Annotated in this window: 22 protein-coding genes; 7 read left to right on the forward strand and 15 right to left on the reverse strand. The window is 54.3% G+C overall.

Annotated features, from left to right (window positions below; translation table 11 throughout):
• The 4 genes from ABWQ15_RS00415 to ABWQ15_RS00430 all read left to right on the forward strand — a co-directional run.
• The coding region (locus tag ABWQ15_RS00415; RefSeq protein WP_353906848.1) for an S-layer homology domain-containing protein at positions 1-2,483 on the forward strand (2,483 nt) is incomplete at its 5' end.
• Between the two features lie 212 nt (positions 2,484-2,695).
• Positions 2,696-2,875: an antitoxin VbhA family protein gene (locus ABWQ15_RS00420; RefSeq protein WP_353906849.1), complete on the forward strand. Its 180-nt coding sequence runs from the start codon at positions 2,696-2,698 to the stop codon at positions 2,873-2,875.
• A complete protein-coding gene (locus ABWQ15_RS00425; protein WP_353906850.1) occupies positions 2,876-3,265 on the forward strand; it encodes a Fic/DOC family protein in 390 nt (129 codons plus the stop codon).
• 458 nt (positions 3,266-3,723) lie between these two features.
• The gene (locus ABWQ15_RS00430; RefSeq protein WP_353906851.1) at positions 3,724-4,050 is read left to right on the forward strand and encodes a thioredoxin domain-containing protein; all 327 of its coding nucleotides are present in this window, start codon (positions 3,724-3,726) and stop codon (positions 4,048-4,050) included.
• 377 nt (positions 4,051-4,427) lie between these two features.
• Here the strand turns inward: ABWQ15_RS00430 and ABWQ15_RS00435 are convergent, their stop codons facing one another.
• Complete coding sequence (locus ABWQ15_RS00435) at positions 4,428-4,922, reverse strand: prolyl-tRNA synthetase associated domain-containing protein (RefSeq protein WP_353906852.1); 495 nt, start codon at positions 4,920-4,922, stop codon at positions 4,428-4,430.
• A gap of 906 nt (positions 4,923-5,828) precedes the next feature.
• Between ABWQ15_RS00435 and ABWQ15_RS00440 the strand changes: the two genes are divergently transcribed.
• Positions 5,829-7,130 (forward strand): glycosyltransferase family 2 protein, encoded by a 1,302-nt coding sequence (locus ABWQ15_RS00440; RefSeq protein ID WP_353906853.1) that lies wholly within the window; start codon positions 5,829-5,831, stop codon positions 7,128-7,130.
• A gap of 84 nt (positions 7,131-7,214) precedes the next feature.
• On the opposite strand, the gene ABWQ15_RS00445 is transcribed toward ABWQ15_RS00440, so the two are convergent.
• The 3 genes from ABWQ15_RS00445 to ABWQ15_RS00455 all read right to left on the reverse strand — a co-directional run bounded on the left by ABWQ15_RS00445 (position 7,215) and on the right by ABWQ15_RS00455 (position 11,188).
• Positions 7,215-8,915 carry a bifunctional lysylphosphatidylglycerol flippase/synthetase MprF gene (locus ABWQ15_RS00445; protein ID WP_353906854.1) on the reverse strand — a complete coding sequence of 567 codons (1,701 nt, stop codon included), beginning with the start codon at positions 8,913-8,915 and terminating at the stop codon, positions 7,215-7,217.
• Positions 8,916-9,014: 99 nt separating this feature from the next.
• The gene (locus ABWQ15_RS00450) at positions 9,015-10,706 is read right to left on the reverse strand and encodes a DEAD/DEAH box helicase (protein ID WP_353906855.1); all 1,692 of its coding nucleotides are present in this window, start codon (positions 10,704-10,706) and stop codon (positions 9,015-9,017) included.
• Between the two features lie 137 nt (positions 10,707-10,843).
• Entirely contained in the window at positions 10,844-11,188 is a 345-nt protein-coding gene (locus tag ABWQ15_RS00455; protein ID WP_353906856.1) for a winged helix-turn-helix domain-containing protein, read from the reverse strand.
• A 229-nt stretch (positions 11,189-11,417) separates the two neighbouring features.
• On the opposite strand from ABWQ15_RS00455, the gene ABWQ15_RS00460 reads away from it, so the two are divergent.
• Together ABWQ15_RS00460 and ABWQ15_RS00465 are read left to right on the forward strand one after the other, a co-directional pair.
• Positions 11,418-12,452 (forward strand): aldo/keto reductase, encoded by a 1,035-nt coding sequence (locus ABWQ15_RS00460; protein ID WP_353906857.1) that lies wholly within the window; start codon positions 11,418-11,420, stop codon positions 12,450-12,452.
• A gap of 13 nt (positions 12,453-12,465) precedes the next feature.
• Positions 12,466-12,906 (forward strand): WapI family immunity protein, encoded by a 441-nt coding sequence (locus tag ABWQ15_RS00465; protein ID WP_353906858.1) that lies wholly within the window; start codon positions 12,466-12,468, stop codon positions 12,904-12,906.
• Positions 12,907-13,024: 118 nt separating this feature from the next.
• Here ABWQ15_RS00465 and rsmA read toward each other — a convergent pair whose 3' ends face one another.
• From rsmA to xdhA, 11 genes are all read right to left on the reverse strand, one after another.
• Positions 13,025-13,873, reverse strand: a complete 849-nt coding sequence (gene rsmA / locus ABWQ15_RS00470) for a 16S rRNA (adenine(1518)-N(6)/adenine(1519)-N(6))-dimethyltransferase RsmA (RefSeq protein WP_353906859.1) — start codon at positions 13,871-13,873, stop codon at positions 13,025-13,027.
• Between the two features lie 142 nt (positions 13,874-14,015).
• On the reverse strand, positions 14,016-14,714 hold the full coding sequence (locus ABWQ15_RS00475; RefSeq protein ID WP_353906860.1) for a bactofilin family protein: 699 nt from the start codon (positions 14,712-14,714) through the stop codon (positions 14,016-14,018).
• Positions 14,715-14,809: 95 nt separating this feature from the next.
• Positions 14,810-16,108, reverse strand: a complete 1,299-nt coding sequence (locus ABWQ15_RS00480; RefSeq protein ID WP_353906861.1) for a polysaccharide deacetylase family protein — start codon at positions 16,106-16,108, stop codon at positions 14,810-14,812.
• A 300-nt stretch (positions 16,109-16,408) separates the two neighbouring features.
• Positions 16,409-17,434, reverse strand: a complete 1,026-nt coding sequence (locus ABWQ15_RS00485; RefSeq protein WP_353906862.1) for a G5 and 3D domain-containing protein — start codon at positions 17,432-17,434, stop codon at positions 16,409-16,411.
• 332 nt (positions 17,435-17,766) lie between these two features.
• Positions 17,767-17,961 (reverse strand): heavy-metal-associated domain-containing protein, encoded by a 195-nt coding sequence (locus ABWQ15_RS00490; RefSeq protein ID WP_353906863.1) that lies wholly within the window; start codon positions 17,959-17,961, stop codon positions 17,767-17,769.
• A gap of 51 nt (positions 17,962-18,012) precedes the next feature.
• Complete coding sequence (locus tag ABWQ15_RS00495; RefSeq protein ID WP_353906864.1) at positions 18,013-18,339, reverse strand: metal-sensing transcriptional repressor; 327 nt, start codon at positions 18,337-18,339, stop codon at positions 18,013-18,015.
• Positions 18,340-18,351: 12 nt separating this feature from the next.
• Positions 18,352-20,589, reverse strand: a complete 2,238-nt coding sequence (locus tag ABWQ15_RS00500; protein WP_353906865.1) for a heavy metal translocating P-type ATPase — start codon at positions 20,587-20,589, stop codon at positions 18,352-18,354.
• A gap of 311 nt (positions 20,590-20,900) precedes the next feature.
• Entirely contained in the window at positions 20,901-21,563 is a 663-nt protein-coding gene (locus tag ABWQ15_RS00505) for a cytidylate kinase-like family protein (RefSeq protein WP_353906880.1), read from the reverse strand.
• Positions 21,560-22,072 (reverse strand): xanthine dehydrogenase subunit XdhC, encoded by a 513-nt coding sequence (gene xdhC / locus ABWQ15_RS00510; RefSeq protein ID WP_353906866.1) that lies wholly within the window; start codon positions 22,070-22,072, stop codon positions 21,560-21,562. The genes ABWQ15_RS00505 and xdhC overlap by 4 nt, the downstream gene beginning before the upstream one ends.
• The gene (gene xdhB / locus ABWQ15_RS00515; RefSeq protein WP_353906867.1) at positions 22,072-22,953 is read right to left on the reverse strand and encodes a xanthine dehydrogenase subunit XdhB; all 882 of its coding nucleotides are present in this window, start codon (positions 22,951-22,953) and stop codon (positions 22,072-22,074) included. The genes xdhC and xdhB overlap by 1 nt, the downstream gene beginning before the upstream one ends.
• A 15-nt stretch (positions 22,954-22,968) precedes the next feature.
• Positions 22,969-25,263, reverse strand: coding sequence for a xanthine dehydrogenase subunit XdhA (gene xdhA / locus ABWQ15_RS00520; protein WP_353906868.1), 2,295 nt, complete (start codon positions 25,261-25,263; stop codon positions 22,969-22,971).
• Between the last annotated feature and the right edge of the window lie 48 nt (positions 25,264-25,311).

Raw genomic sequence — 25,311 nt, forward strand, 5'->3', positions numbered from 1 at the left:
CAAATACCTCCCCGATACCCGTAACGATCGCCTTCAGCGAGGACGTGACGGGCTTTACGTCGGACGATATCACAGTATCGAACGGTACGAAGGGAAGCCTGAGCGGCAGCGGAGCTGACTACTCGATCAGCATCACGCCGAGCGGCCAAGGCGCGGTCACGGTAGACGTGGCGGCAGGCGTCGCAGCGGACGCGGCGGGCAACGACAATACGGTGGCCACTCAGCTGAGCAGGACATATGATACAGCGGCTCCGACCGCACCGACAGTCACCAGCGCGGCGCCATCGACAAACGATACGACGCCCGAATGGACCTGGACTGCGGGCGGCGGCGGAAACGGTACCTACCGGTACAAACTGGACAGCAGCGACCTTACGTCGGGTGCAACGGGAACGACGACGGCCTCGTATACATCGTCTTCCGCCCTGGGCGACGGCAGTCATACCCTGTACGTGCAGGAGCGCGATGAAGCCGGCAACTGGTCGACAAGCGGGAGCTATGCGGTAACGATCGACGGCACCGCGCCGACGGTAAGCATTTGGTCAGCAGCCACAAGCGATACAAATACTTCACCGATCCCGGTGACAATCACATTCGGCGAAAATGTTACCGGCTTCACGGCGGACGATATCACGGTATCGAACGGTACGGCAAGTAATTTTTCTTCTACAGACGCCAAGACCTACACGGCTGACATCACGCCGACAGCCCAAGGCGCAGTGACGGTAAACGTTGCGGCGGGCGTCGCAACTGACGCGGCGGGCAACGACAATACGGCAGCCACCCAGCTGAGCAGAACCTATGACAATATAGTGCCGACAATATCTTTCGCAGCGGTTGCATCTGATTACAAATACGTTGACATCACCTTCAGTGAAAAAATATACGGTGCGACCGACGGCGCAACGGCCCTGACGGCGGCTAAGCTGGCACTGACCTTTACTCAAAACAGCGGGACGGCCGCAAACGCAGTGATTAGCTCAATTAAGAAGGCCGATAACACAGTAGAAGCCTCGGCTTCCGCGCTCAGCGGCGGCGAAACGACGATAAGGGTGTTCCTCACTGTGACGGGGACTCCGTCCGGCGCTGAGACGATAGAAATCAAGCCGGCCAATGCAGCTTCCATTTTCGATAATGCCGGGAATAACATGGCATTAACGGAAACGACGGGAGCAAAGAAGCTTTATACCCCGGCCTTGTCCGGCGGTAGCTCCTCCAGTTCGACCGGCACAGGTGCTGCTGTTATTGTAAATGGCGAAACAAAAACCGCAGGAACCGCACAAACAACGACCAATTCCAGCGGCCAGACGACTACGACCGTAACCGTGGATACGAGTAAGCTTGAGAACATTCTTGCCAGTCAGGGTACCGGTGCGACCGTGACCATCCCAATTACGGGCAATTCCGACGTAGCGGCAGGTACTCTTACCGGCGCAATGGTCAAGAATATGGAAACCAAAGATGCGACGCTGGTTGTGCAGACGCATTCCGGTACTTACACGCTCCCCGCTTCTGAGATTAACATCAATGCGGTTTCACAGCAGCTCGGAACAAGCGTGGCTCTTTCGGATATCAAGGTAACCGTCAGCATATCCGAGCCGTCGGCTTCGATGACAAAGGTAATTGAAAGTGCCGCTCAGAACGGTGGCTTCACGATTGTGGTTCCTGCAGTGGATTATACCATCACCTGCACACACGGCAGCCAGACGGTAGACGTCAGCAGCTTCAACGCCTATGTGGAGCGGACGATTGCCATACCTGATGGTGTTGACCCGACGAAAATTACTACTGGCGTAGTTGTCGACTCAGATGGAACTACACATCATGTGCCAACCAGAGTAACCGTCATGAACGGCAAATACTATGCGGTGATCAACAGTCTGACCAACAGCACCTATTCCGTCGTGTGGAATCCTATTGAGTTTTCCGACGTGGCTAACCACTGGGCGAAAGACGCCATCAACAACATGGGCTCCAGAATGGTCGTGGCAGGAGTTGGAAACAACAATTACGCTCCCAACAGGAACATGACGCGCGCGGAGTTTGCAACCATTATGGTCCGGGCGTTGGGTCTTGAGCCGGGAACCGGCGCGAGCGGCTTTGGGGACGTTGCTTCCACAGATTGGTGCAGCGGCTACATCAAGACTGCCGCGTCCTATGGGATTGTAGGGGGCTATGACAACGGGAACTTTGGCCCGAACGACACGATCACCCGTGAACAGGCGATGACGATGATTGCGAGAGCCATGACGATCACAAAACTGAGCGCCGGTCTGACCGACAGTGAAACCAACCAGCTTCTGAGTACCTTCTCGGACGGGAAATCCGCTTCCTCATATGCAAAAGAAAGCATAGCAGCTTGCCTCAAAACCGGCATCACCTCCGGTACAAGCGCAACAACGATTTCACCGAAGGCCAATATTACCCGCGCTGAAGTCGCGGTGATGGTCGAAAGGCTGCTACAGAAATCAAATCTAATATAAAAGCTCATGATAGACAGGAACAAGGCGTATCGCTTACCGAGCGATACGCCTTGTTCCTGTTATGCACTATACTTGTCAGCCGTATAGTTGTTTAGTGAATTTATCTTTCCCCTTATGAACAACCAGAGGTCAGGTGTTCGAGTCACCCCACCAGCTCCATGTCTCCGTCAAGATATCTTGACGGAGATTTTTCTATGTCTGGAGGTGACGTCGTGGCAAAAAAGGATTATACTATTTTCATCAAAAACGCGGAAGCGTCCGTCCGTATGGAGGGATATACGGTAACCCCCAAAATGCGCAATCAATGCAAGCAAGTACTCAGCGGAAAAACCACAACAGCCGAGTGCCTGAAGCAGTTTACTGCCGCAAAAGCGGCAAAGGTGACCAAATAAATGGGTTACAGCATTGATCCAATTTCAGATAACTGCTATCCGGGTACAACAGTCCTGATCAACAAGCTGGATATCCGTGAGGAGGAAACCCGGAATGAAGCGGAAACTCTTGCCACATATATTAACGCCTCCAAGCTGGAAGAACAACCGCTTGAAGGCACTTTTGACTTTGCCCACTGCAAGACGATCCATCATTCCCTTTTCTATGACTTATATGATTGGGCGGGACAAATCCGCACGGTCAATATTAGTAAGAAGGGCACGCGCTTCTGCCCTGCGAAGGAAATCGAAGATCGCGCCGCTCTGATTTTTAATGGCCTCAAAGAACAGGATTACTTCCCAGGCCTGTCCCACGATGCCTCTACAGACGAGTTCGTAGACTTCTACTGAGCCACCAACGACCTCCACCCCTTCCGTGAAGGAACGGCCGTACCCAGCGCGCTTTCCTAACACAGCTCATCCGTAACGCTGGATATGGCACCAACTGGTTGGAAGTGGACGGTGGTCTGCAGATGAACGCCATCATCCAGTCTGCCCAGGGCGTGACAGATTTGCTACGACAGGCGATGAGTGGACGCATTAAATAGTATGTCGGCAGCACGAGTTTGAGTGCTGCCGACACCTTATTTGCTTATATTGTTCGCTCCATAGATATAGAATCATTTTTACAAATATCGACCGGAGGGTCAATATGGAATATGTCACGCCGAAGGATAAGGCTAAAGAATGAGGCCTCACACAACGCAGGGTGGAAATCCTCTGCGCTGGCGTCGCACCCCCGGAGCTTACCGTCTGGGGCGCGTCTGGGCAATTCCAGAGCCTGCGGCAGCCAACCTGCGGGGTATAGTGTGAAATACGTACCTTATTATCCTGACCCAGTGGATGGGCAAGCGATATTGGACAATGTTGCTCGGACAAGGCGGGCGCTGAAATACCGCGATAACGATCGTATCGCGGAGACGATAAACCGCGGGATATCTCCCTATGATATGGAGCTGCGGGAGCGCGTGGGTGGGAACGCCGGCGGTAACCCTATCATCTGCAGGGAGTGCGTTTCCGCCTGCGCTTACCTCAAGAAGCAGGGTATTAAAGTCGATTTGGTCTATATCGATTTTCCCTTTGCCAGCGGCGCCGACTATGCTAAAAAAACCTCCGCCGCAATCCATATGCAGTAACCCCCCATGTGTCCTTGGTGGTGAATAGCCTATTTAAAGCCAAACATGAAATCGAACTGATCGCCGATACGCAAAGCTTTGCCCTGGAATCGGTCTGACCGGTCTCCATCGCCAAGAAACAAAACTCCAGCTGCCATTGGATTTCAATGGCAGCTGGAGTGATCTATCAGGCGCGCAGAGCAGGAATTTCAATGAAGGAAGGAAGAGCAATGCGCAAATATGCTCATTCAAGGAAGAAGCGGTGAAACTCTCGGACGTAGTTGGGCATACCGTATTACATCAGCTACCTGTGTGACCATATCGGTATCATAAAAGATTTTGGTAATCGTTCCATGGTTCATTTCAAGAGCATATTTGCAAAGCCAACACAGCAAGCATTAGAGTTTTAAAATTTTTACGCTGCTTCCTGTCTTCTTCAGGGCCTTCTGCAAATCAGAGAAGGAAATCCAGACGGTCGCATCGTGCTCATTTGGATGAACTCCGAGGCGCTTCTCTCCCTGCAGCTTCTGGTCGAAAATGACTTCCACCTTGTGTTCTGCATCATTCAATACACCGAATGGCGAAACGCAACCCGCTGTCACGCCCAAATACTGCTGAAGCCGCTCCGCAGAAGCAAAACTCACCTTACCAGCGCCGAGCTTTTCGCCAAGCTCCTTCAGGTTGATGGCGGTATCGTTGCTGGCGGTAATTAAAAAGTAGCTCTTGCCCTTTGCATCACGGATAAAAAGATTCTTGCAGAGAGTCCCCAGCTTATCCAAGCCAACACGCTCCATGTCCTCCATCGTATACACAGGCTCATGCTCCGTGACATCATAAGGGATTTTCTCTTGTTCCAAAAATTCAAATACCTGTTCTTTCATTTTAATTTCCACCTTCCCTTTTATCGTTGTTAGCAGGGTATCCAAGAAATGGTACGAATTCACTCAATTCATAAAAGTGTCAAATTCCTCAAATCAGTCTGTTCAATCCAGACCGTCGGAAAACTCCAGCTTGACAATACTACTATACCGTCTCGCTCTTTAAAATACAAGTGATTTTATTTGTTGATAGTTGCATCCTGTCTCCATGACATTGCATAAAAAACATATGTGCTTGTTACCCATGCCAGATATGCATATCCACGCGATAGTTGCCGCCCTTCATGTCGGATCTGCTGGTGATGTTGTTCTGATAGAGACCAAAGGCGGTGATGACGGACAGGAGGGATACAGGTGCTGATCGGTGAGTGAATCAGTACATAATCATGCTGCGGCAAGCTGTTAATCATTGGTTCCTTTGATTAACTTTGCGTTAAATTCTTGTTTCCGCCAGCAAAATTGCATTACGTTTCTTCTTGACAGGAGATAACAAAAGTGCTAAAATTCGCTTGTAAATTTCAAAATAGTGACAAGAAATTATTCATTACTAAGTTTGAGTCAAGGGGCATGATATTTAGAATAATTTATGCAAATTAACAGTTATTTTTTCCGAACCGTTAAATCTATAGAGTGCCTCTCAAGGAACGCCTTACCCTCGTTCCCACAGATGATTCTTATAGATATGACTCTTCTGAACGCAGATGACGCTGTCATCTGTGTTTTGTTTTGCAATGGGCAAAATAAAGAGAGCAAGACCCTTATTTGAGGTATACTATGCAGAAGGCACGCAATTGCAAAACACTTTGTCGCGCAATTGCAATAATCCCAGCAACCAAGAGGCCTAGAACTCCTAAATAAAGCAAATATCCCCAGAAACTGTGCATGAAAAGAATTTTGAGCTCACCATAGGAGGCTTTACCATTGGAAACATTAAGATTTGTTATTAATGTCAATATGGCAATTGTTGTGTTAATGACTGTCGCATATCTTTATCAGTATCTTTATACAATCATTGGTTTGATCTTCAGAAAAGTCAGACCGGAGAAGGAAGCTTCTCGCCTTCATAGGTTTGCGACGCTTATATGCGCCAGAAACGAAGAAGGTGTTATAGGGGAACTGATTGACAGCCTGAAAAAGCAGAATTATCCCAGCGATCTGTTGGATATCTATGTTTTGGCAGACAATTGTACGGACAACACCGCACGTACGGCCAGAGAGGCTGGCGCAATCGTCTATGAGCGTTATAACCAGAAGCAGGTAGGCAAAGGTTATGCGCTGGACACCTTACTTTTCAATATTAAAGAGGATAAAGGGTCGGACGCTTACGACGGCTATTTCATCTTTGATGCCGATAACATCGTCGACCCCAACTTTGTCAACGAGATGAATAAGACTTTTGACAGAGGTTACGAAGTCATTACCTGCTACCGCAATTCCAAGAATTTCAGTGCCAACTGGATTACCGCTGGATACTCTATCTGGTTTCTGCGTGAAGCTAGGTTTCTCAATTATCCACGGATGCTCCTTGGAAACTCGTGCGCAGTTTCTGGTACGGGATTCTTTGTGTCCCAGCGCATGATTGACGAAAATGATGGCTGGCCTTTTCATCTGCTTACGGAAGATATCCAGTTTTCGGTGAACTGTGTCATCAGCGGGCATAAGATTGGTTATTGCGACGGTGCGATTGTATATGATGAGCAGCCCACCTCGTTCAGCCAGTCCTGGAATCAACGGTTGCGCTGGGCGAAAGGGTTTTTTCAGGTCAACAAAAAATATGCACTCCGTTTGATCAAAGGCGTCTTTACCTCTTCTGCTGCGAAAATGTCTTGTTATGACTTTTTGATGACCGTAGCGCCCTGTGTGTTTTTGGCAGTATTTGCGGTCGTTTTCAATTTATTGATCCTCTTAGGTGTTGCATTTCAACCGCACTTCTGGATGCACCTGATCATCATTCAGGCTTCGCGATACCTTATGTTTGCAGTAGTGGACTTTTATATTGGTCTGGCGATTTATGGAGCACTCACGGTAGCTTGCGAGTGGAAACGAATCAAGGCCACTTCCTGGCAGAAGATTCGGTATATTTTGCTTTTCCCAATTTTCATGGCAACTTATGTGCCCATTACGTTTGTGGCATTAAAGCGCAATGTCAGCTGGACGCATATTGAGCATAATTCGGTGTCCAAGTTTGATACACTTGCCATAGGAAGCCAAAGTGGACATTAAACAGCATATTTCAGAAAGGCCGTCGATTTTTATCGACGGCCTTTCTGCTGGTTCGAGGTAAATTGCGATGCTTGAAAAAGTCAGCTATATCGAGGGTTTATCTCCGCCAGTCAGAAACGCCCTTGCGAAATCACGGATCCCGCCCTTGTTTTGAATGCGTACGATTGCGTACATCATGGAGGGAGAGGGGAACTTTGGAAGAAAAGCATAATAACCGGGAATCCATTCTGTTGGGCTGTAGCTTGCCTTTGTATGATAGAGGTTTTTAAAGCCATAGCAGGAATTCAAATGTTCATAGACAAAATTCAAAACTTTTTCCACAGAGTTGGCATCCGTAGCCTGACAAAGATTTGCAAGCGGCGCAAGTCCCAGGCTGGCACAGCGGTATCCTTCCTCTTTGAATATGTGAAACGCCTCGTAATTGATCTTCTCTGTAATCCCGCTTGGGGCGTCACGCGTGCGCCGTGTGATATCCGCCATGTAGCCCTGGCCGCAGGCAAATGGACAGAACACATGAAACCCCTTAATTTCGCCGTTAGAATCCGCGGCATAAAAATATCGCTTGTCCATTGGATCATCCAGCCCGACTGTTCCCAAGGTAAAAGTCAGCTCGGAGCTTTTTTTCCCTGACAGCCAATCATCCGTAATATTTTGAAACGCCGCTTCAATGGCTGGTTCTCTTTTTTCAAGCGGTCTGTATTCAAATACAGTCAGTCCGCATTTCGTGGCATGATTCACGTTCATCCGCATTTTCGCGCCTTTTTTCCCTGCGATATTGTAATCGCTCAGATCAAAGCGTGCCTCCTCGCCGCACTTTGCCGTACCGAATCCCAGTTCCTGATATATATCAAGATAGGTATCGGTGATACTCAGAAAGATAAGCTTGTGGCTGCTTCTAACACAGAAATCCTTGAATTCGCCAAGAACTGCTTGGAAATCCTCCGGGGCACAGATTGGGTCCCCGTTTACCAGCACGGTGCTCCCAACAACGCCGTAGGCAATCACTCCCTCTGCACAGCGGCTGAAATAGAGATATTTATCGTCTTCAAGTGTAAGATACGACGCGGGGTTCTGCCCGTATTTGAGTACAAGGGTTTTGGCCCGCTGCATGTTTCTTTTGGTCCACAAATGCCGCGCAATAAACGGCCGCAGTGCGTAAAACAGGGCGGCAAGCATGCAGGCCCACGTGAACCAGAACATATAATTCTCAAATTTTGCTCCGGGCAAGCCCTGCGTGTCGATATCAAGAGCTCCAAACAGAATGCCCAGCGAATCGGACAGGCTGTGCAAAAAGACATAACCGGGTTTGCTGCCGGCCATGGCCATCTTAAGAAGATGATAGCTTACGCCGGAATTGAGCAGAATCGCCGCTGCCGCCGCAATCAGATAGAGCAGGCTCTTTCTGATCGATTCATGCGCGGACGGACAGCAGAAATCGCCGCGAAACAAGAAGAGCGCAAGAAGAACCAACAGGTCAATGGCCGCGAAAAGCCACGATACCCAAATTGTCGGGGGAATTATATGTTGAATCAGGCTGGCCAGCAGCAGAAATGTCGTGATATACCATGCCGCCCGACGGCGCTGCATCAGGTTATACGACATAACGATAAAGACAAGGGACGTAATGCGTTCTGTAATGCGTTTCATCTCAAGTTCCTGCGCAAAGAACAAAGAAATTCTCGTCACAGGAAAGAACGTTGAACAGAATACGATTATAGAAAAAGACATGAGCATCATAATCAGAATATTCTCGATGAGCGCATTTCTTTTGCTGCTTTGATTCATTAGCCGCTATTCTCCTGCAATCAAGTTTAGAATTTTTGGACTTGTAAACGCATATGGAATTCGGCAGATACTATCGCGCAGCTGAGACCGGCCAGTTGGTTAACCATGCTTCCTGGGTTTCTTTGCAAAGCTGTGTGCCTTCCTTTTTTCCAGCGGCTTGGCGGCGGCGCAATGGACAACTTTCTTCCGGTGCTGCTGCTCCGGAACAGGCATCACATGGATGGGCTTGCCGCAAATCTTGCATCCCCGCATAGCCAGCATAACGTCTGCCAGCACATCGGCAGGAACACCGACGGTGGAAAAGGATTCAGATATCTGCACCTTGCCCATATCGCGGGAGCTGATACCTGCCCGCTCTGTGACAGCACCGATGATGTGCCGATCTGTGACCCTGCTTGACGAACCAATGTCAATGACAAAGGCAGCCATGGGGCGGTACTCCTGCACCTTCGCCTTTTTTCCCGATGCAGTGGGGACGCTCAGGTCCTTCAGCGCATGGGTATCATGGAGATAGGAAAGGCCCATCAGCGTGACGGCAATGCGCTCCGGCGTATGTCCGCGTCGAATCAGTTCCTCCACCATTTCCGTGTGGAAAGGCAAGGGGTCCGACTCCATGGCGTGCTCCAGGTCCTTCAGGGTTCTTTCGCGGTGGGCCTGTTCAATGTCGGATACTCTGGGCAGGGGAATTGCAGCAATACCGGAACGGGTACGAGCGGCCAGCCGCTGCAACTGCAATACCTGCGCCCGACCGCAGCAGAGGGTAACCGCTGTTCCGGCCCGACCGGCCCGACCGGTTCGTCCGATGCGATGGACATAGGAATCGGGCTCTTTTGGAATATCGAAATTTATCACGTAGTCAAGATCACTGACATCGATACCACGGGCCGCCACGTCGGTGGCTACTAAAATGGAGACGCGGCCTTTGCGGAAACCGTTCATGACCGTGGTGCGCTGCAACTGCTTCATATCTCCGTGCAAGCCTTCCACGGAGAATCCGGCTGCGCTGAGCCGCTCGGTCAGCTCGTCCACCATGGTCTTCGTATTGGAGAAGATGAGAGCGCGGTGGGGCTGATAATAATGGAGCAGCAGTGTCAAAGCCTCGGGCTTTTGCTTGGGCGGAATCTCCACATAGACTTGTTTGATGTTTTCCAGCGTAATCTGTTCCCGGTTGATCTCAATGCGAACCGGATTGCGCTGAAACTGCTGGGCTATGGTAAGAATCTCCTCCGGGATGGTGGCGGAAAACAGAACAATCTGCCGATCTTTCGGCACGTCCTGCAAAATGACCTCGATATCCTCCCGGAAGCCCATGTTCAGCATTTCGTCAGCCTCATCCAGAATCACCATTTTTAGATGACTTAGATCCAAGGTGCCCCGGCGCATATGATCCATAATACGGCCGGGGGTGCCGATGACCAGATTGGCAGACTCCAATTCCCGGAATTGACCCCGATAGTCTGCGCCGCCAAAAATATCAGCGACTTTTATATAGGGCAGGTGATGGGCCAGCTTGCGGATTTCCTCTCCACACTGGTGCGCCAGTTCCCGTGTGGGGGAAAGCACCAGGACCTGTACATTCCGGACATCAGCCAAGATGCGCTCCACAGCGGGGATACCGAAAGCCACCGTTTTTCCGGTACCGGTTTGGGAGCGGGCCAAGACATCCGCGCCGTCGCGGATCAGGGGGATGGACTCCGCCTGAATATCTGTGGCTTCTGTAAAGCCCATCTCTGTCACCGCTTCCAGCAGTTCCGGGGAAAGAGCAAGTTGGGAAAAGGTTTTGTTTGTCATGAATATCCTCGTTTCAAAGAATTAAATATCCTGCTTATATAAATCAGGGAAAAATATAGATGCCGCCAAAGCTCAAGCGACATCTATGATTTTGTGAAAATGCAACTTAAACCAGCGGTTAGGCCGGGGCCGTCCGCTCACTCCGACACCTTATCAAAATAGCTTTTGTATTTCTCCGCCGCAAATTTTCCCACCTCGGCGCAGTACCCGTCATAAGCCGCCAACAGCGCTTCCGCCTCTTTTGTCAAAACGGCGCCTCCGCCGTTTTTTCCACCGGTTACGCTGCTGAGCAGCTTGCAGTCAAACACGGATTCCGCGGTGCGCACAATGCGCCACGCCTTGGAATACGCCATCTCCATAGACGCCGCAGCGGCGCGCAGAGAGCTGTGCTCCTCCACCCGGTGAAGCAGCACAGCAATCCCCGGCCCGAAGCAGCGTTCATCATCACCGGAATATAATCTGATCGTTAGTTTTAACCGCAAATCTTTTTCCATAGTTACATAATAGCACATTTTCGGTTTTTCGTCAAACGGACAAATTTCCGGTTTCCGTGACCACAGTAATCCTAATTACGCCGTGCGAATGTCCATACGTTTCTTGTCGCACGCGGTCAGAAGGGCCGACCTCTTGCAAACCGTCTCCAGATGGGCTACAATCAGTGAATCGAACTAAGGAACTTTCCAAAATTGCACGAATGGGGAGGAAGTTTCCATGGAAATTAAAAAGGTCCGGCTCGGCAGGACCGGATTGACGGTCACGAAGACCGCTTTCGGCGCTCTGCCCGTCCAGCGTATCGACCGCACCGACGCAAAAAAGCTTCTGCGCCGCGCCTACGACTCCGGCATCAACTATTTTGACACCGCCAATGCCTATACCGACAGCGAAGAGAAGCTCGGCGAGGCACTGGAGGACGTCCGCCACAGCATTGTGATCTCCACCAAGAGCAGCGGGGCGGATAAGAAAACCATCCAGGCCCACATCGAGGAGAGCCTTCGTCGGCTGAAGACGGACTATATTGATCTGTTTCAGTTTCACAATCCCGCTCAGCTCCCGGATGTCAATGACCCCGACGGCCCTTTTGCCGCAGCACTGGAAGCAAAGCGGAAAGGCTATGTCCGCCATATCGGCATTACAAACCACCGTTTGAAGGTGGCTCTCGCCGCCGTGGACTCCGGCAACTTTGAAACCATGCAGTTTCCCTTCTGTTACCTGTCCTCGGACAAGGAGATCGACCTTGTAAACCGCTGCAAAGCCGCGGACATGGGTTTTATCGCCATGAAGGGTCTGTCCGGCGGAATGCTGAACAATGCTGCAGCCTGCTATGCGTTCATGCAGGGCTACGACAACGTGGTCCCCATCTGGGGGATTCAGCACGAGTGGGAGTTGGACCAGTGGCTGGAGCTGACCGAGAAAAATCAGCAGATGACCCCAGAGCTTCAGTCCGTGATCGACAATGACCGCAGAGAATTGGCCCACAACTTCTGCCGCAGCTGCGGGTACTGTCTCCCCTGCACTGCCGGAATCGATATTCCCCAAGCCGCCCGGATGGCCATGCTCCTGCGCCGGTCACCCTATCAGCCGTACATGACCGACGAGTGGTACGCCAAGATGCACAAAGTTGAGGACTGCATCCACTGTAACGTCTGTAAGAGCCGCTGTCCCTATGAACTGGATACGCCGGAGCTGCTCCAGTCCATGTTGAAGGACTACGACGAATTCTACGCCCAGCACCATAACGACAAGTAAGGAGATTACCCACATGCTTTTCAAAAACGATGAGGCTAGTCTGAATCTGGAAATTGTTAACTACGAAATTTCTGAGGATTCCGGCGCGCCGGACAGTGACGACCGCAACTGGCTTGTCCTGCGAGGCACTTATACCGACGAGGACGGCCTTGTCATCAGGGACTCTAACAGTTGCCTTCTGACCTCTGAGCTGAAAGGCCTGACTGCCGGACTGAAAGTTCTGAAAGCCGGCATCCGCAATAGCTACGACAGCGACTTTTCCGAGCCGTATTTTCTCTTCTCTGCCCGGACAGAGGTTGAGGACCGCTATATCGTGGATGTCTCCTTCACCCTGCCCAATACCATGGAGGATCTTGAAAACGCCGAGCTCAGCTGCGTCATGACCACCACGGAGCTGATTTCGCTGATCGACGAGCTGGACACCCTTTGTAAAAAATTCCCCGACCGAAAATAGCAGCCGGTTTTCTTTTACTTATTTCATTGGCCAGCAAAAAGAAACCGCCTCCGGCAGAAGACGCAGGTCTTCGGCCGGAGGCGGCCGCTTTTTTGTCCAGCGCCTGAGCGCTGGCTCCTCAGGCTTTCAAAATTCCGCACAACGCCGCAAAGTCCGCGAACGTGAGCTGCTCCCCCCGGACAGTCTCGGGCAGTCCCGCCGCCCGAATGGCGTCCAGCAGTTCCTCCTTGGGCCGCCCCAACGCGGAAGCCAAACTGTTAGCCAGTGTTTTGCGCCGCAAGGCAAAAGCCCCCCGCATCAGCTGAAACAGCAGTTCCTCATTCTCTGTCTCCACCGGCGGTCGCTCCCGCCGTATGCACCGCACCACGGCGGAGGTCACCTTCGGCGCGGGGTAGAATTTCTCCGGCGCCACCGAAAACAGATATTCCGGCTCCATGTAGTACTGTAAAAACAAGGAAAACGAACTCCCCCGGTTGCTTCCCGGTGCGGCGCAGATCCGCTGGGCCACCTCCCGCTGGATCATTACGGTAAACTGCCGGATCTCCTTTGTCTCCACGAATTTTGTCAGCACCGGCGTAGTGATGTTGTAAGGCAGGTTCGCGCAGGCCATTACCGGCCTGTCCCCGAACTTCTCCCGGAGCAGCCCGCCCAAGTCCAGCTTCATCACATCGCCGGATACGACCTCCGCGTGAGGATACTCTGCCAGCGTCTCCGCCAGCACCGGTAGCAGCGACCGGTCCAGCTCCACAGAAACCACCTTTCCGGCCCTGCGCGCCAGCTCCACCGTCAGCGGCCCCACACCGGGACCGATCTCCAGCACACCCCACTCCGCCGATGCGCCGGAGGCGTCTGCTATGTCCCTGGGTACGGCAGGGTCGATGAGGAAATTTTGGCCCATGGATTTTGAGAAGTGGAAACCGTGCCGTCCCAGCAGGTCTCGCAGATCATTCAGATCGCAAAGATTCAAAGCATTCTCCGCCTTTCCGCGGGCACCCGCCCGCACTCATAGGTAGTATTGCTGCAAGGTGGCGGTTTGAAACCGGTCCGGCAGTCATTTTTACAGACAAACACAGGCTGGCGAAATCCGCCAGCCTGTCTTGTGTTCTTCGTTACTGGACTTTGCGGGGCAGGACCTGCATCTGTCCGTTGATGCCCGCGCCGTTTTCAATGGTGATACTGGCGGCTTCCAGATCACCCTCAATATAGGCGCTGCCGTTGACCGTCACATGGCCGCTGACCTGAACGTTGCCCTGAATGCTTCCGGCGCAGTTCAGATCCTTTCCGGTGATGTTGCCGATTACCTTGGAGTTGCTGTCGATCCGTACGCTCTCGTCGGCGTGGACGTCGCCCTGTACCTCACAGGCCACCAGCTCCGCCACCTTCGCGCTCAGATCGCCCGCCAGCCTGGTCCGGATAGTCACGGTGCCGTTGGCCCGGATATCACCCTGAAAGTCGCAGTCCATATCCACGTCGCCCTGCGCGGTCATATTACCCACAAACGTGGTACCCGCCGCCAGAATTGTCTTTTGCATGGGTACGGCCCTGCTGCTATAAGAAGGCGCGGGCGTATAGGCAACAGCGGAGGCAAAGGGGTCTACTTCACGCTCCAAGGGCATCTCAAGCGGAGCAATGGGCTCCGGCGCGGGAGCTGGTATAATAGGTGTTTCCGCAGGCTCGTACGGCTCTTGAGAAACATAAGGCTCGGACGGAGCCGACATGACCGGTTCTGCGGCGGGCGACTCCGTTCTGTCGTCTCCACCCACACCAAACATCTCATTCATGGCCTTACTGAAGTTTTCTTTTTTCATATGTTCTCCAAATCCTTTCTCTACTCTGGCTTCGCCCTGGCCGCAGATATTGTCACGCTTTTCAGCGGGTTTCACTTTTTCGCAGTCTTTTTTGCTCAGTCCGGCTGATAGTCGGTATAGTTAAACAGGATGGGCCGCACCTCGCGGGTAAGCGGAGCAAAGGTGAATCCCTGTTCCCGCAGCCCATCGATCACACCGGCAAGGGCCTCCACCGTGCTGTCCTTGCTGGGTGCGTCGTGGAACAGCACAATCCCCCGTGGAAAATCCGAGGCGTGATCCAGAATATTAGCCGTGATTCGCTTGGGAGATATGTAGTTGGAGGACGCGTCTCCGCTGGACAGGTTCCAGTCGTAGAACACAAAGCCCCGCCGCAGCATCTCCGCCACAATCTCCCGATACACCGGGTAATCATAGCTGTTCACGCTGCCGCCGGGGAACCGGAAGATCGTGGGCGTCTGTCCGGTAGCCTCCTTGATGTTGGTAAACAATTTGTAGTAGTCGTCCAGAAACGCTTCCACAGACGCATAGATCTTATAGTAATCGTGCGTATAGCTGTGCATTCCCAGAGTATGGCCGTCCTCCACGATATCCCGCATCCACTGGCGCTGCTTCTGCGTATCGCCGCCCACCACGAAGAACGTGGCCTTCACATGCTTGCTCCGCAGAATGGACAACAACAGTGGCGTATTAGAGGAGGGACCATCGTCAAAGGTGAGATACATGGTCCCGGTGTCTTGCGCCGTTGCACCTACGGGCGTGTTCACATAAAAATCCGGATACAGTTTCTGATAGTCCAGCGGCTGGGCCTGCACCACCTGACTGGCGACCGATCCGCCCCATATGGTCTCCTCGGCTCGCTTGTCTGCGGCCAGCTGATTATACTGCATCTGCAAATCCGTCAGTGTGTTGCTGAGCGCGGCCCGCTGTCCCTCCAGCGTCTCAGCCGTCGTTCGTCCATGCCGCCAGAATGTGACCGCCAGTACGGTGGGTACGGCAACGGCGATAACCACCGCCAGCAGAATCATGTTTTTAAAGAATTTAACGCTGCCGAAATACAACTCCTTTTTTGCTGCTGCCGGATCCTCCTCCTCGGCTGTTTCCACGTATTCGGAGTTCTCCGTTTCATGGGATTTTTCCACGGCCCCAGAATCCTCCGTCTGCAAATCCGCCTCCCCGCCCGGGGAGTCTTCACCCTCTGGAACTGTTTGCGCCGCCTCGCCGTTCTCCGCTTCGGCATCATCCGCTCTTTTGAAGTCTCCCATTCGGAAATCGGCTCCGTCGGCGCTCTCCTCCTTCGGGTGTTTCACCCCTCCGGGGAAGTTCACCGTTTTCCCATACGGCGACTCATCTATTAAATCACTGTCAGCCAAAGCTCCCTGTGCCAGTTGTTTCATCCGGGTCCTCCCACCCTCGCCGCAGTACCCTTTAAGCAGGCCCTGCCGCTCCGGGATTTACGCACTATATTTTTCTGTTTTAAAAAACGACTGCGGTCCATAGGCGGATGAGCAGTCAACGCCGGTATTTGATCGCTGTTTTTTGGTTATTGTACCACGTCTTTTTGCTTTTTGGAAGTCTTTGTCGAAAAAAATGAGTTTTTATTAATCTTCTCCGTATGCCTTCGATGCTTAACAAAAGAAGCGCCCATCCCACCGATAATTCAATGGAATGGACGCGTCTGATTTTATTGGGATCTCTCAATTCAGGACGTACACCGTGGCCGCACGACGACCAAACTCAATACACTGCTGATAGGTGTCATAGTACAGATCCACAATGTTGCCGCTTACGCCGGTATCCTCGGCCACAGCCATGCCGTAGGTCACCTTGCCGTCGGCGGAGACGATATAGAGCTTGGTCCCCAGCGGAATCACCCGCTTGTCAACAGCCACCACGCCCACCCGGACCGTGGTACCGGTAGCGGTACAGCTGTCCGCGCCGCCGTAGCCCTTGGTATAAGCCGTGGCAGTCATGGACTTGGCGGAGCTGAAGTTCAGCGCCGCGCCGGATGAAAAGGTCAGCGTGCCGCTTCCGTCGGCGTTCTTCGCCACATTCACCACCCGGTCCCCACTCTCGGGAGCCGCCGACGCGGTCCCCACGTGGACGATCTCGTCCACGGCGGTGGAGTCCTCCTCGGACACCAGCTGGCGGGAAACCCGTTCACCGCCGGAATAAGTCACCTCATACACAGCGGAGCAAATACCGTCCGCGCCGGTCTGGACCACCTTCCGCGTCCCGGCCGCCAACCCCGAATCGTTCACGAGCACCGTCTGATGGGGAGCGCTCTCCGTCACGCGCTCATAGTAGGTCAGATCGGAGGCCACAGTCAGTGTCAGTCCCGTGTCCTTCAGATCCACGCCCACCATGTCCAGCGGCCCGGGAATGGTATGGACCCGGTTCAGCAGCTCTGAGACCGTTTCCTGACGGGAGGTGGTGGAGATCGAAGCGCCGTCATACAGCACCGTCACGGGTCTTCCGGCAGCCAAAGTCAGCTCGAAGCCGCTGGCGTTCGTACCGATATATACCATCTGAGAGGAAAAGTCCGCCACGCTGGCACCCTGCTCCAAAACGATGGTCGCATCATCCTCATTGGTAAGGATATAGAGCGCGGCTGCCCGGTCCGTGGTGAACCAGCAGACGGTCAGAACCAGCGTTGTCACACAGACAAACGGGATCAGCCGTCGCGCCGCGCCTTTCGCGCGGGACAGTAGTTGCAGTTTCAAAACAATACCTCCTGAGAATCGTTTTCACCCCAAATTTTTCCCAATTTGGAAAACGATTATACACGTCCAAACTTGCAAAAAAACATTTTGTAACTTTTCGTTACCAAATGAAAAACTGGGATTAGTATAACCCATACTCCCACTCTTGTCAAGTTTATGCGGCGTTAATAAGAAAACCCTCCCCACTTTCGCCCTAAAACGTCAAAAATATATGGACATTTCTGGATGCTTTTTGATTTAGTAGTAACAAACAAATTACAAAAAATATAAAAGGAAACAGACAGAGTACCCCATGGGGATACCCTGCCTGTTTCCTTTGTGCCCCAGCGGTTTTACCTGACCTCTGGCGTAAAGCCCAGGTCTTCCAGCTCGCCGACGGCGGTCTTCACGCAGTTGTCGCAGCCGTCGATCTGCACGGTCTTTTCCTCCAGCGAAACCTGAAATTTCAGGTTTGCTCTGGTCAGTGCGTCCGTGATACGGCGAACGCAGTTTTCACACATCATGTCCGGTACGGAAATCGTCTTCATAATTCGTTCTCCTCTGGTTTTATTTGTTCACGGCCCGTCAAAGCCGGCCGTTCACTTCATCAGCTTTTGCAGCGTATTCAGCAGATCATCCACCACCTCGGTGCGCCCCGCCTGAATATCCTGAACAACGCAGGTCTTGATATGATTACCCAGCAGCTCCCGGGAGAAGGCGTTCAGCGCCGCTTGCACCGCCGATACCTGCGTCAGAATATCGGTGCAGTAGGCCTCCTTTTCCACCATGCCTCGGATACCCCGCACCTGTCCCTCGATGCGGTTGAGTCGGCGGAGCAACGCATCCGCCTCCGCCGGTTCCCGATGCTTGTGCCGGGTGCAGCAGGCGCATTTATCTCCGGTCTGCGGGCATTTTTCCTCATCCATGCTCTGTCCTCCTCACAGTTTCTTGCGGCCCAGCCGTAGTGCGTTGGTCACCACGCAGATCGAGCTTAGGGACATGGCCGCTCCCGCGATCATGGGCGACAGCAGCAGCCCATAGCTTAGAAACAGCGCCCCGGCGGCAACGGGGATTCCGAAGGTATTGTAGCAAAATGCCCAGAACAGATTCTGTTTGATGTTCCGGATGGTCAGGCGGCTGAGCCGGATGGCCCGGGCCACATCCCGCAGATCCCCCCGCATCAGAATCACCTGAGCGGACTCAACGGCAATATCGCTGCCGTTTCCAATGGCGCAGCCGATATCCGCCTGGGCAAGGGCCGGGGCATCGTTGATACCGTCGCCCACCATCATGACGATTTTCCCCTCGCTTTGCAGCTGCCGGATCACTCCGGCCTTCTCCTCCGGCAGTACCTCCGCCACGACCTTGTCCACTCCCACCTGAGCGGCAATGGCCTCGGCGGCAGCCCGATTGTCCCCGGTCAAAAGTACCGTGCGGATATTCTGGGCCTTCAGCGCGGCAATGGCGTCCGCGCTGGTGGTCTTTACCCGGTCCGCTACCGAGATCAACCCCAGCAGCTTTCCGTCCCAAGCAAAGTACATGGGCGTGTGTCCCTGCCCAGCCAGCCTTGACTCGTCCTGCTCCAGCGCCGTCAGATCCACGCCGGATTCCTCCATCAGTCTCCGGTTTCCCGCAAGGACCGTGCCGCCGCCCGTCTCGGCCCGCAGTCCCCGGCCCGGAAGATTTTCAAATTTCTCCGGCGCATCCGCCGACGGCAGCTTCCGTGCCTTCGCTGCGTCCACAATCGCGGAGGCCAACGGATGCTGAGACACGGATTCCACACCCGCCGCCAGGGTCAGCAAATCGTTTTCCTGAATGCCCACCGGCAAAATTTCCGCCACGGCGGGCTTTCCCTCGGTGACCGTGCCGGTCTTGTCCAGCACAACCACAGAGGTCTTGTGGGTAATCTCCAGCGCCTCGCCGCTGCGAATCAGAATTCCGTTGGAGGCTCCCAGTCCGGTCCCGACCATGATGGCAGTAGGCGTGGCCAACCCCAGCGCGCAGGGACAAGCGATCACCAGCACGGAGGTGAATATCCGCAGGGCGAATGAGAATTCGTATCCCGCCATCAGCCACACTCCTGCGGCCAGCACGGCGATCGCTATAACCACAGGAACAAACACGCCCGCCACCTTGTCTGCAATGCGGGAGATGGGCGCTTTTTTTCCTTGGGCATCCTCCACAAATTTAATGATTTTGGACAGAGTGGAGTCCTCTCCCACTCGGGTCACGGAGACGTAAAGCACCCCGTCGCCGTTGATGCTGCCGCCGATGACGGTGCTGCCGGTCCCCTTTTCCACCGGCAGGCTCTCACCGGTGAGCATGGCCTCGTTGACGCTGCTCTCCCCCTTGGTCACAGTGCCGTCGGCGGCGATTTTCGCCCCGGGCTTTATCAGAATCAAGTCTCCGGCTTTCAGGGATGCAGTAGGTACCTCCGTCCCGGACTCCGCCAGAATTGCCACATCGGGCCGCAGGTCCATCAGCTTTGTGATGGCACCTTTTGTCTTCTGGACATTCCGGCTCTCAAGGAATTTTCCAACCATGATCAAGGTCAGCACCACCGCCGCCGACTCATAATACAAATTGTGGACATGGTGAGGAACGTCGGAAATCAGATAGGTCATGACCAGCGAATACAAAAACGAGCAGGAGCTGCCGATGGCCACCAGCGAATCCATGTTTGGGTTCCGGTGCCACAGGGCTTTCAGTCCGCCGATCAGATAGCTGCGCCCAAACCACAGCACCGGGATGGTCAAAATCAGCTGCGTCATGGCGTAGTTTACCGGATGAGTCGCCATGGATAAAAGATTCGGCAGCGGCAGCGGCGCGGACAGCATCTGCCCCATGGACACGTAGAGCAAAATAACCGTCGTCAACGCCGCGCCAATCAGGTTTTGCTTTGTCCGCCGCAGCTCCAACTCCGCCTCGTCCACTTCCGTCTTGGGCGGTGTCTCCCGCCGCTGTGTCCTGGGGTTGCAGCCAAAGCCCGCCTTCTCCACCTTATTCATAATGTCCGACCGTCCGGTCTGGCCCTCGTCATATTCGATGGACAAAACCCCGGTGGTGAGATTCACCTCGCTCCGGATGACGCCCGGCAGCTTCCGCGTCACCCGTTCCACGGATGCGCTGCAGGCCGCACAGTGCATTCCGCTGATGTCATAAGCTTCCTCGCGCATACTTGACTCCTTTCAGGTTCACAAAATACCCCCGTAGGGTATCTTCTTATTTTCACAATATACCCCCTGCGGGTATTTGTCAAGTCCAATCGGTCTCTTTTTTATCGGTCCCAGTCTGCCCAAAAATAAACGGCTCACCCACCCTGAATAAAATGGGTGAAAAATAGATTATTTTGCCTGTGCCGGAGCCAAAAGAGCCGGAATAGATGGATGGCCGGAGCGTCTCCACTCCGACCATCCATCTATTCCGTTCAAGCTGCAATGCCAGACTCCCGGTCCGCCACACAACACAATCAAAAATCATGTAAACTCTACCGTTCTTTCATCTGCACCAGCTTTTCGACGATCTCCATCGTCCCTTCCTGTCCAAATACGCCGCTGTTCAGGCAAAAATGATAGCTGTCCACCGCTCCCCATTTCTTGGCGGAGTAATATTCATAGTAAGCGGCACGGCGCTTGTCCATCCGCAGGACCTCCTGGCGGGCTTTGTCCGCATCCAGATTCTGCCGCCGGGCCACGGCGGCAATCCGCCGCTCCAGCGGCGCATGAATGAACAGACTCAGCACATTGTCCCTTCCCTCCAGCGCATAGTCGGCACACCGGCCGATGATGACGCAGGGGCCTTCGCCTGCCACACGCCTCACCGTATCAAAGGTAGCCAGATGCACCTGCTGTTCCAGCGAGTCGCTGACCCCCGCGCCGGGCAGCGCAAACATGTAGGAGTCCATGGCGATGGAATACAGCAGACTCTTGGGGCGCTCGTCAAAGGTGTCGAACAGATTTTCGCACAGGCCGCTTTTCTCCGCCGCCGCCTTCAGCAGCTCCTTGTCGTAAAAGGGTATCTCCAGTTTTTTCGCCAGACGGACACCGATCTCCCGTCCGCCGCTGCCGAATTGTCGGCCAATGGTAATAATGGTTCTTATGGAAAGTCCTCCCCTCGTTTTTTCAGTACCCTCCCACAGGCATGCGGTCAGTTTTCTTCAGGCAGAGGCTTTCCAAGCCTGCGATACATGGTCTTCTTCACCGCCCGCAGAATATTTTCATACCCTGTGCACCGACAAAGGTGCCCCGACAGCAATTTACGCAGCTCGTCATCCGTGTATTCCTTGCCGGACTCCAGAATTTCCACGGCAGTCAGCATGAAGCCGGGGGAACAGAATCCACACTGGATGGCGGCCTCGTCCACAAACGCCTGTTGGATATCGGAGAGCTCGCCGTTAGGCCCCAGCAGTCCCTCCAGTGTCCGTATCGTCTTCCCCTCTGCCCAGACTGCCAAATAGATACAGGAGTTAAACGCCTCTCCGTCGATCAAAACGTTGCATGCGCCGCACTCTCCCACCTCGCAGCCCTTTTTGACCGAGGTCATCCGGAAATCGTTGCGCAGCATGTCAGTCAGGGATGCGCGCACGTCCACCGCGCGCTCGACCTCTTTCCCGTTGAGTGTGAAATGGACGGTTTTATATTGCATTACGTGTTTTTCCATCACAGCGCACCTCCCGCCAGCTCCACGCTCTCAAGGAACGCCCGCTTCGCGCTCTCCACGGCGATGTGGAGCCGAAAATCCCGGCTGGCCCGCCAGCTGTCCCTGGGATTGATGTCCTCCTTCACCGCTTGGGCAAACCGCTCGGCCAGCTCCTCCGACACCGGCTGACCGGCCGCCGTCTGTTCCGCCGTCACCGCCCGCAGGGGAATCGGACCCGCCACGCCAAAGGCCACCCGCGCCCGCTCCACCGTCTTTTTGTCGGCGGACAGCCGCACATTGACGGAGGTTCCCAGTGTGGCAATATCCATGGCGTTGCGCATGGCATATTTAATATAGTGTCCATACGTATTCTCATAGCTTTCCCGGGGAATCAGAATACCGGTCTGGATTTCTCCCTCCCGAATATCGACTTTTCCGGCCCTGATGTAAAATTCCTGAATGGGAACTCTGCGTGTTCCCGACTGCCCGGTCAACTCGATGACCGCGTCCCAGGCGAACAGCGTGGAGGCGGAATCCGCGGAGGTCACTCCGTTGCAGGTGTTGCCTCCAATGGTGCCGATGTTTCGAATCTGGGGGCCGCCAACCTGATCCACCGCCTGCCCCAGCACATTGATGTACCGCTGGATCAGCGTGTCCCGGGTGATGTGGGAAAAACTGGTGAGAGACCCGATCCGAAGTGTCCCGTCCTCCTCCATGCACACACCCCGCAGGGCGTCGATGCCGTAAATGGAGATCAGCTCCGCCCCGGCCCGTTTTCCCTCCCGCATCTGGACCAGTACGTCGGATCCGCCAGCGATGATCTGAGCCTCTGGATGCTCCATCCGAAGGGAGACGGCCTCCTCCACCGAGCCTGCCTCATAGAGGGCTTTCATATCATACATGTCGTCTTCCTCCCTTCATTCTTCGATCAGTTCCGCTTTGCGGAACTCAGCATAAAGCACGTGGGGCGTAATGGGGCAACAATCGATGGCCACCCCGGTGGCATTCAGGATCGCGTTGCGGATGGCCGGGGCGCCGGAGCAGGCCGGCGGTTCGCCCAACGCCTTCGTCCCGTAGGGTGAGGTAGGCTCCGCGTTTTCCACGAACTCTCCCTCCAGATGGGGATGATCCATAAACGTGGACAGCTTATAGTCCAACAGGTTGTTGTTCAGTGCCTTTCCGGTCTTCTCGTCAAATTTCAGTTCCTCGGAAAGCCCGTATCCGATGGCCATGGACATGCCGCCGTGGACCTGCGCCTCTGCCAGCTGGGGATTGATAAGGGTCCCGCAGTCATGGACGTTCACCAGATTCAATAGCTTTACCTTGCACATGGGGATATCCACTTCCACCTCCGCAAAGGAGCAGCCAAAGGAATAGGCGTTGGTCCGGATCTGGGCGGTGGTCTCGGCGGTGATGTGCTGGCTGTGATCAATGGAATACAATGCCTCCATGGCCAGATCCCCGAGGGTTTTCAAAATCCGGCCGTCGGATTTTCGGACAATGTTGCCGTCCGCCAGATCCAGATTGGAAACCGGCATCCGGGTCTGCTCATGGGCGATGTTCAGGATCCGCTCCCGCAGAGCGAGTCCGGTCTGCATGATGGAAAACCCGCCTATGTACGTCTGCCGGGAGGCATAGGCTCCGGTGCCGTAAGGCGTCACGTCGGTATCCTGCGTGGAGACCACGTGGACCTTTTCCAGCGGCACACCCACCGCGTCGGCCACCATCTGGGAATAGGCGGTGTCGCAGCCCTGTCCGATCTCGGTCTCGCCGGTCTGGAACTGCAGGGACCCATCCTGATTCAGCACCATGCGGCAGGAGGAGCTCTCCATGGAAATCGGCCACACCGCGGTGTTGTACCAGAACACCGCACACCCCACGCCCCTACGCACCGGCCCGGTCTGGTTTTGATAGGCCGCGTACTTCCGCGCAAAGTCGATGTACGCCATACCCTTGTCCATACACTGATTAAACGTGTCCGTATACAGCTCGTTTTTGGAGAACCCGTCCACGTATCCCACCGGCATCAGATGTGCCCGCCGGAACGCAATGGGGTCCTGCCCCAGCGCGTTCGCCACATCGTCGATGTGGCACTCTCCGGCGAACATGGCCTGGGGAATGCCGTAGCCTCGCATGGCTCCGGCGGCGGGCCGGTTTGTGAACACGGTCCAGCAGTCACATTCCAGATTGTCGCAGGGATACAGCTGAGGGAACGCGCCCATACCTTTGGCCACGATGCCGTGTCCGTGGGAGGCGTAGGCCCCCTGATTGGAAAACGCCTCGAACTTTCGGGCCGCGAACGTTCCGTCGGGCCGAACCCAGGATATGATGTGGGTCCGGATGGCGTGCCGGACCCGGTTGGATACAAAGGTCTCCTCCCGTGAACATTCCAGCTTTACCAGCCGCCCGCCTACCTGTGTGCTCAGCCAGGCGCACAGCGGCTCATACAGCGCGTCCTGCTTGTTGCCGAAGCCTCCGCCGATATAGGGCTTGATGAGCCGCACCTGACCCCAGGGAATTCCCAAGGCCTGACCCACCACGCGGCGGACGATATGCGGGATTTGGGTGGAGGAGACCACCACCACCCGGCCCGCCTCTTCATAGGCAAAGCAGCCGTGATTTTCAATGTGGCAGTGCTGAACCGTGGGCGTGTCGTACCAGCCCTCCACCCGGATGAGTCCCGGCTCCTGAATGGCGGTTTGATAGTCGCCTCTAAGAATATCGGTGTGAGCCAGCACATTGCCGGGATACTTCTCGTGAAGCTGCGGGGCATCCGGCTCCATGGCCTTTTGCACATCCAGTTCAAAGGGCAGCTCCTCGTATTCCACCTTCAGCGCCCGGATAGCCTGCATGGCGGCCACCTCGTTTTCCGCCACCACCGCGGCGACATCGTCGCCGTAGTACCGCACGTGGCGGTTCAGCAGCATCCGATCCGCCACGTCCTGATGCGCCGGGTCCATGGACCAGGGATGCCCGGCCGTGGGGAAGGGACGGTCCGGCGCGTCAAAGCAGGTGAGGATTTTCACTACTCCTGGAACGATCTCTGCCTCGCTGGTATCGACGGACTTCACGTACCCGTGGGCGATGGTGCTGTGTTTGATCTTTGCGATCAGCGCTCCGCTGTCGCACAAATCGTCCATGTACTTTGCCCGGCCCGTTGCCTTTTCGTATGCGTCCACACGTACGACGCTTTTGCCGACGCTCTTGCTCATGGTCTGGCCTCCTTTTTAACTGAACTTCCCATGCGCTTGACTTGACAC

Source organism: Oscillibacter sp. (assembly GCF_040505565.1).
Classification (GTDB): Bacteria; Bacillota; Clostridia; order Oscillospirales; family Oscillospiraceae; genus Oscillibacter.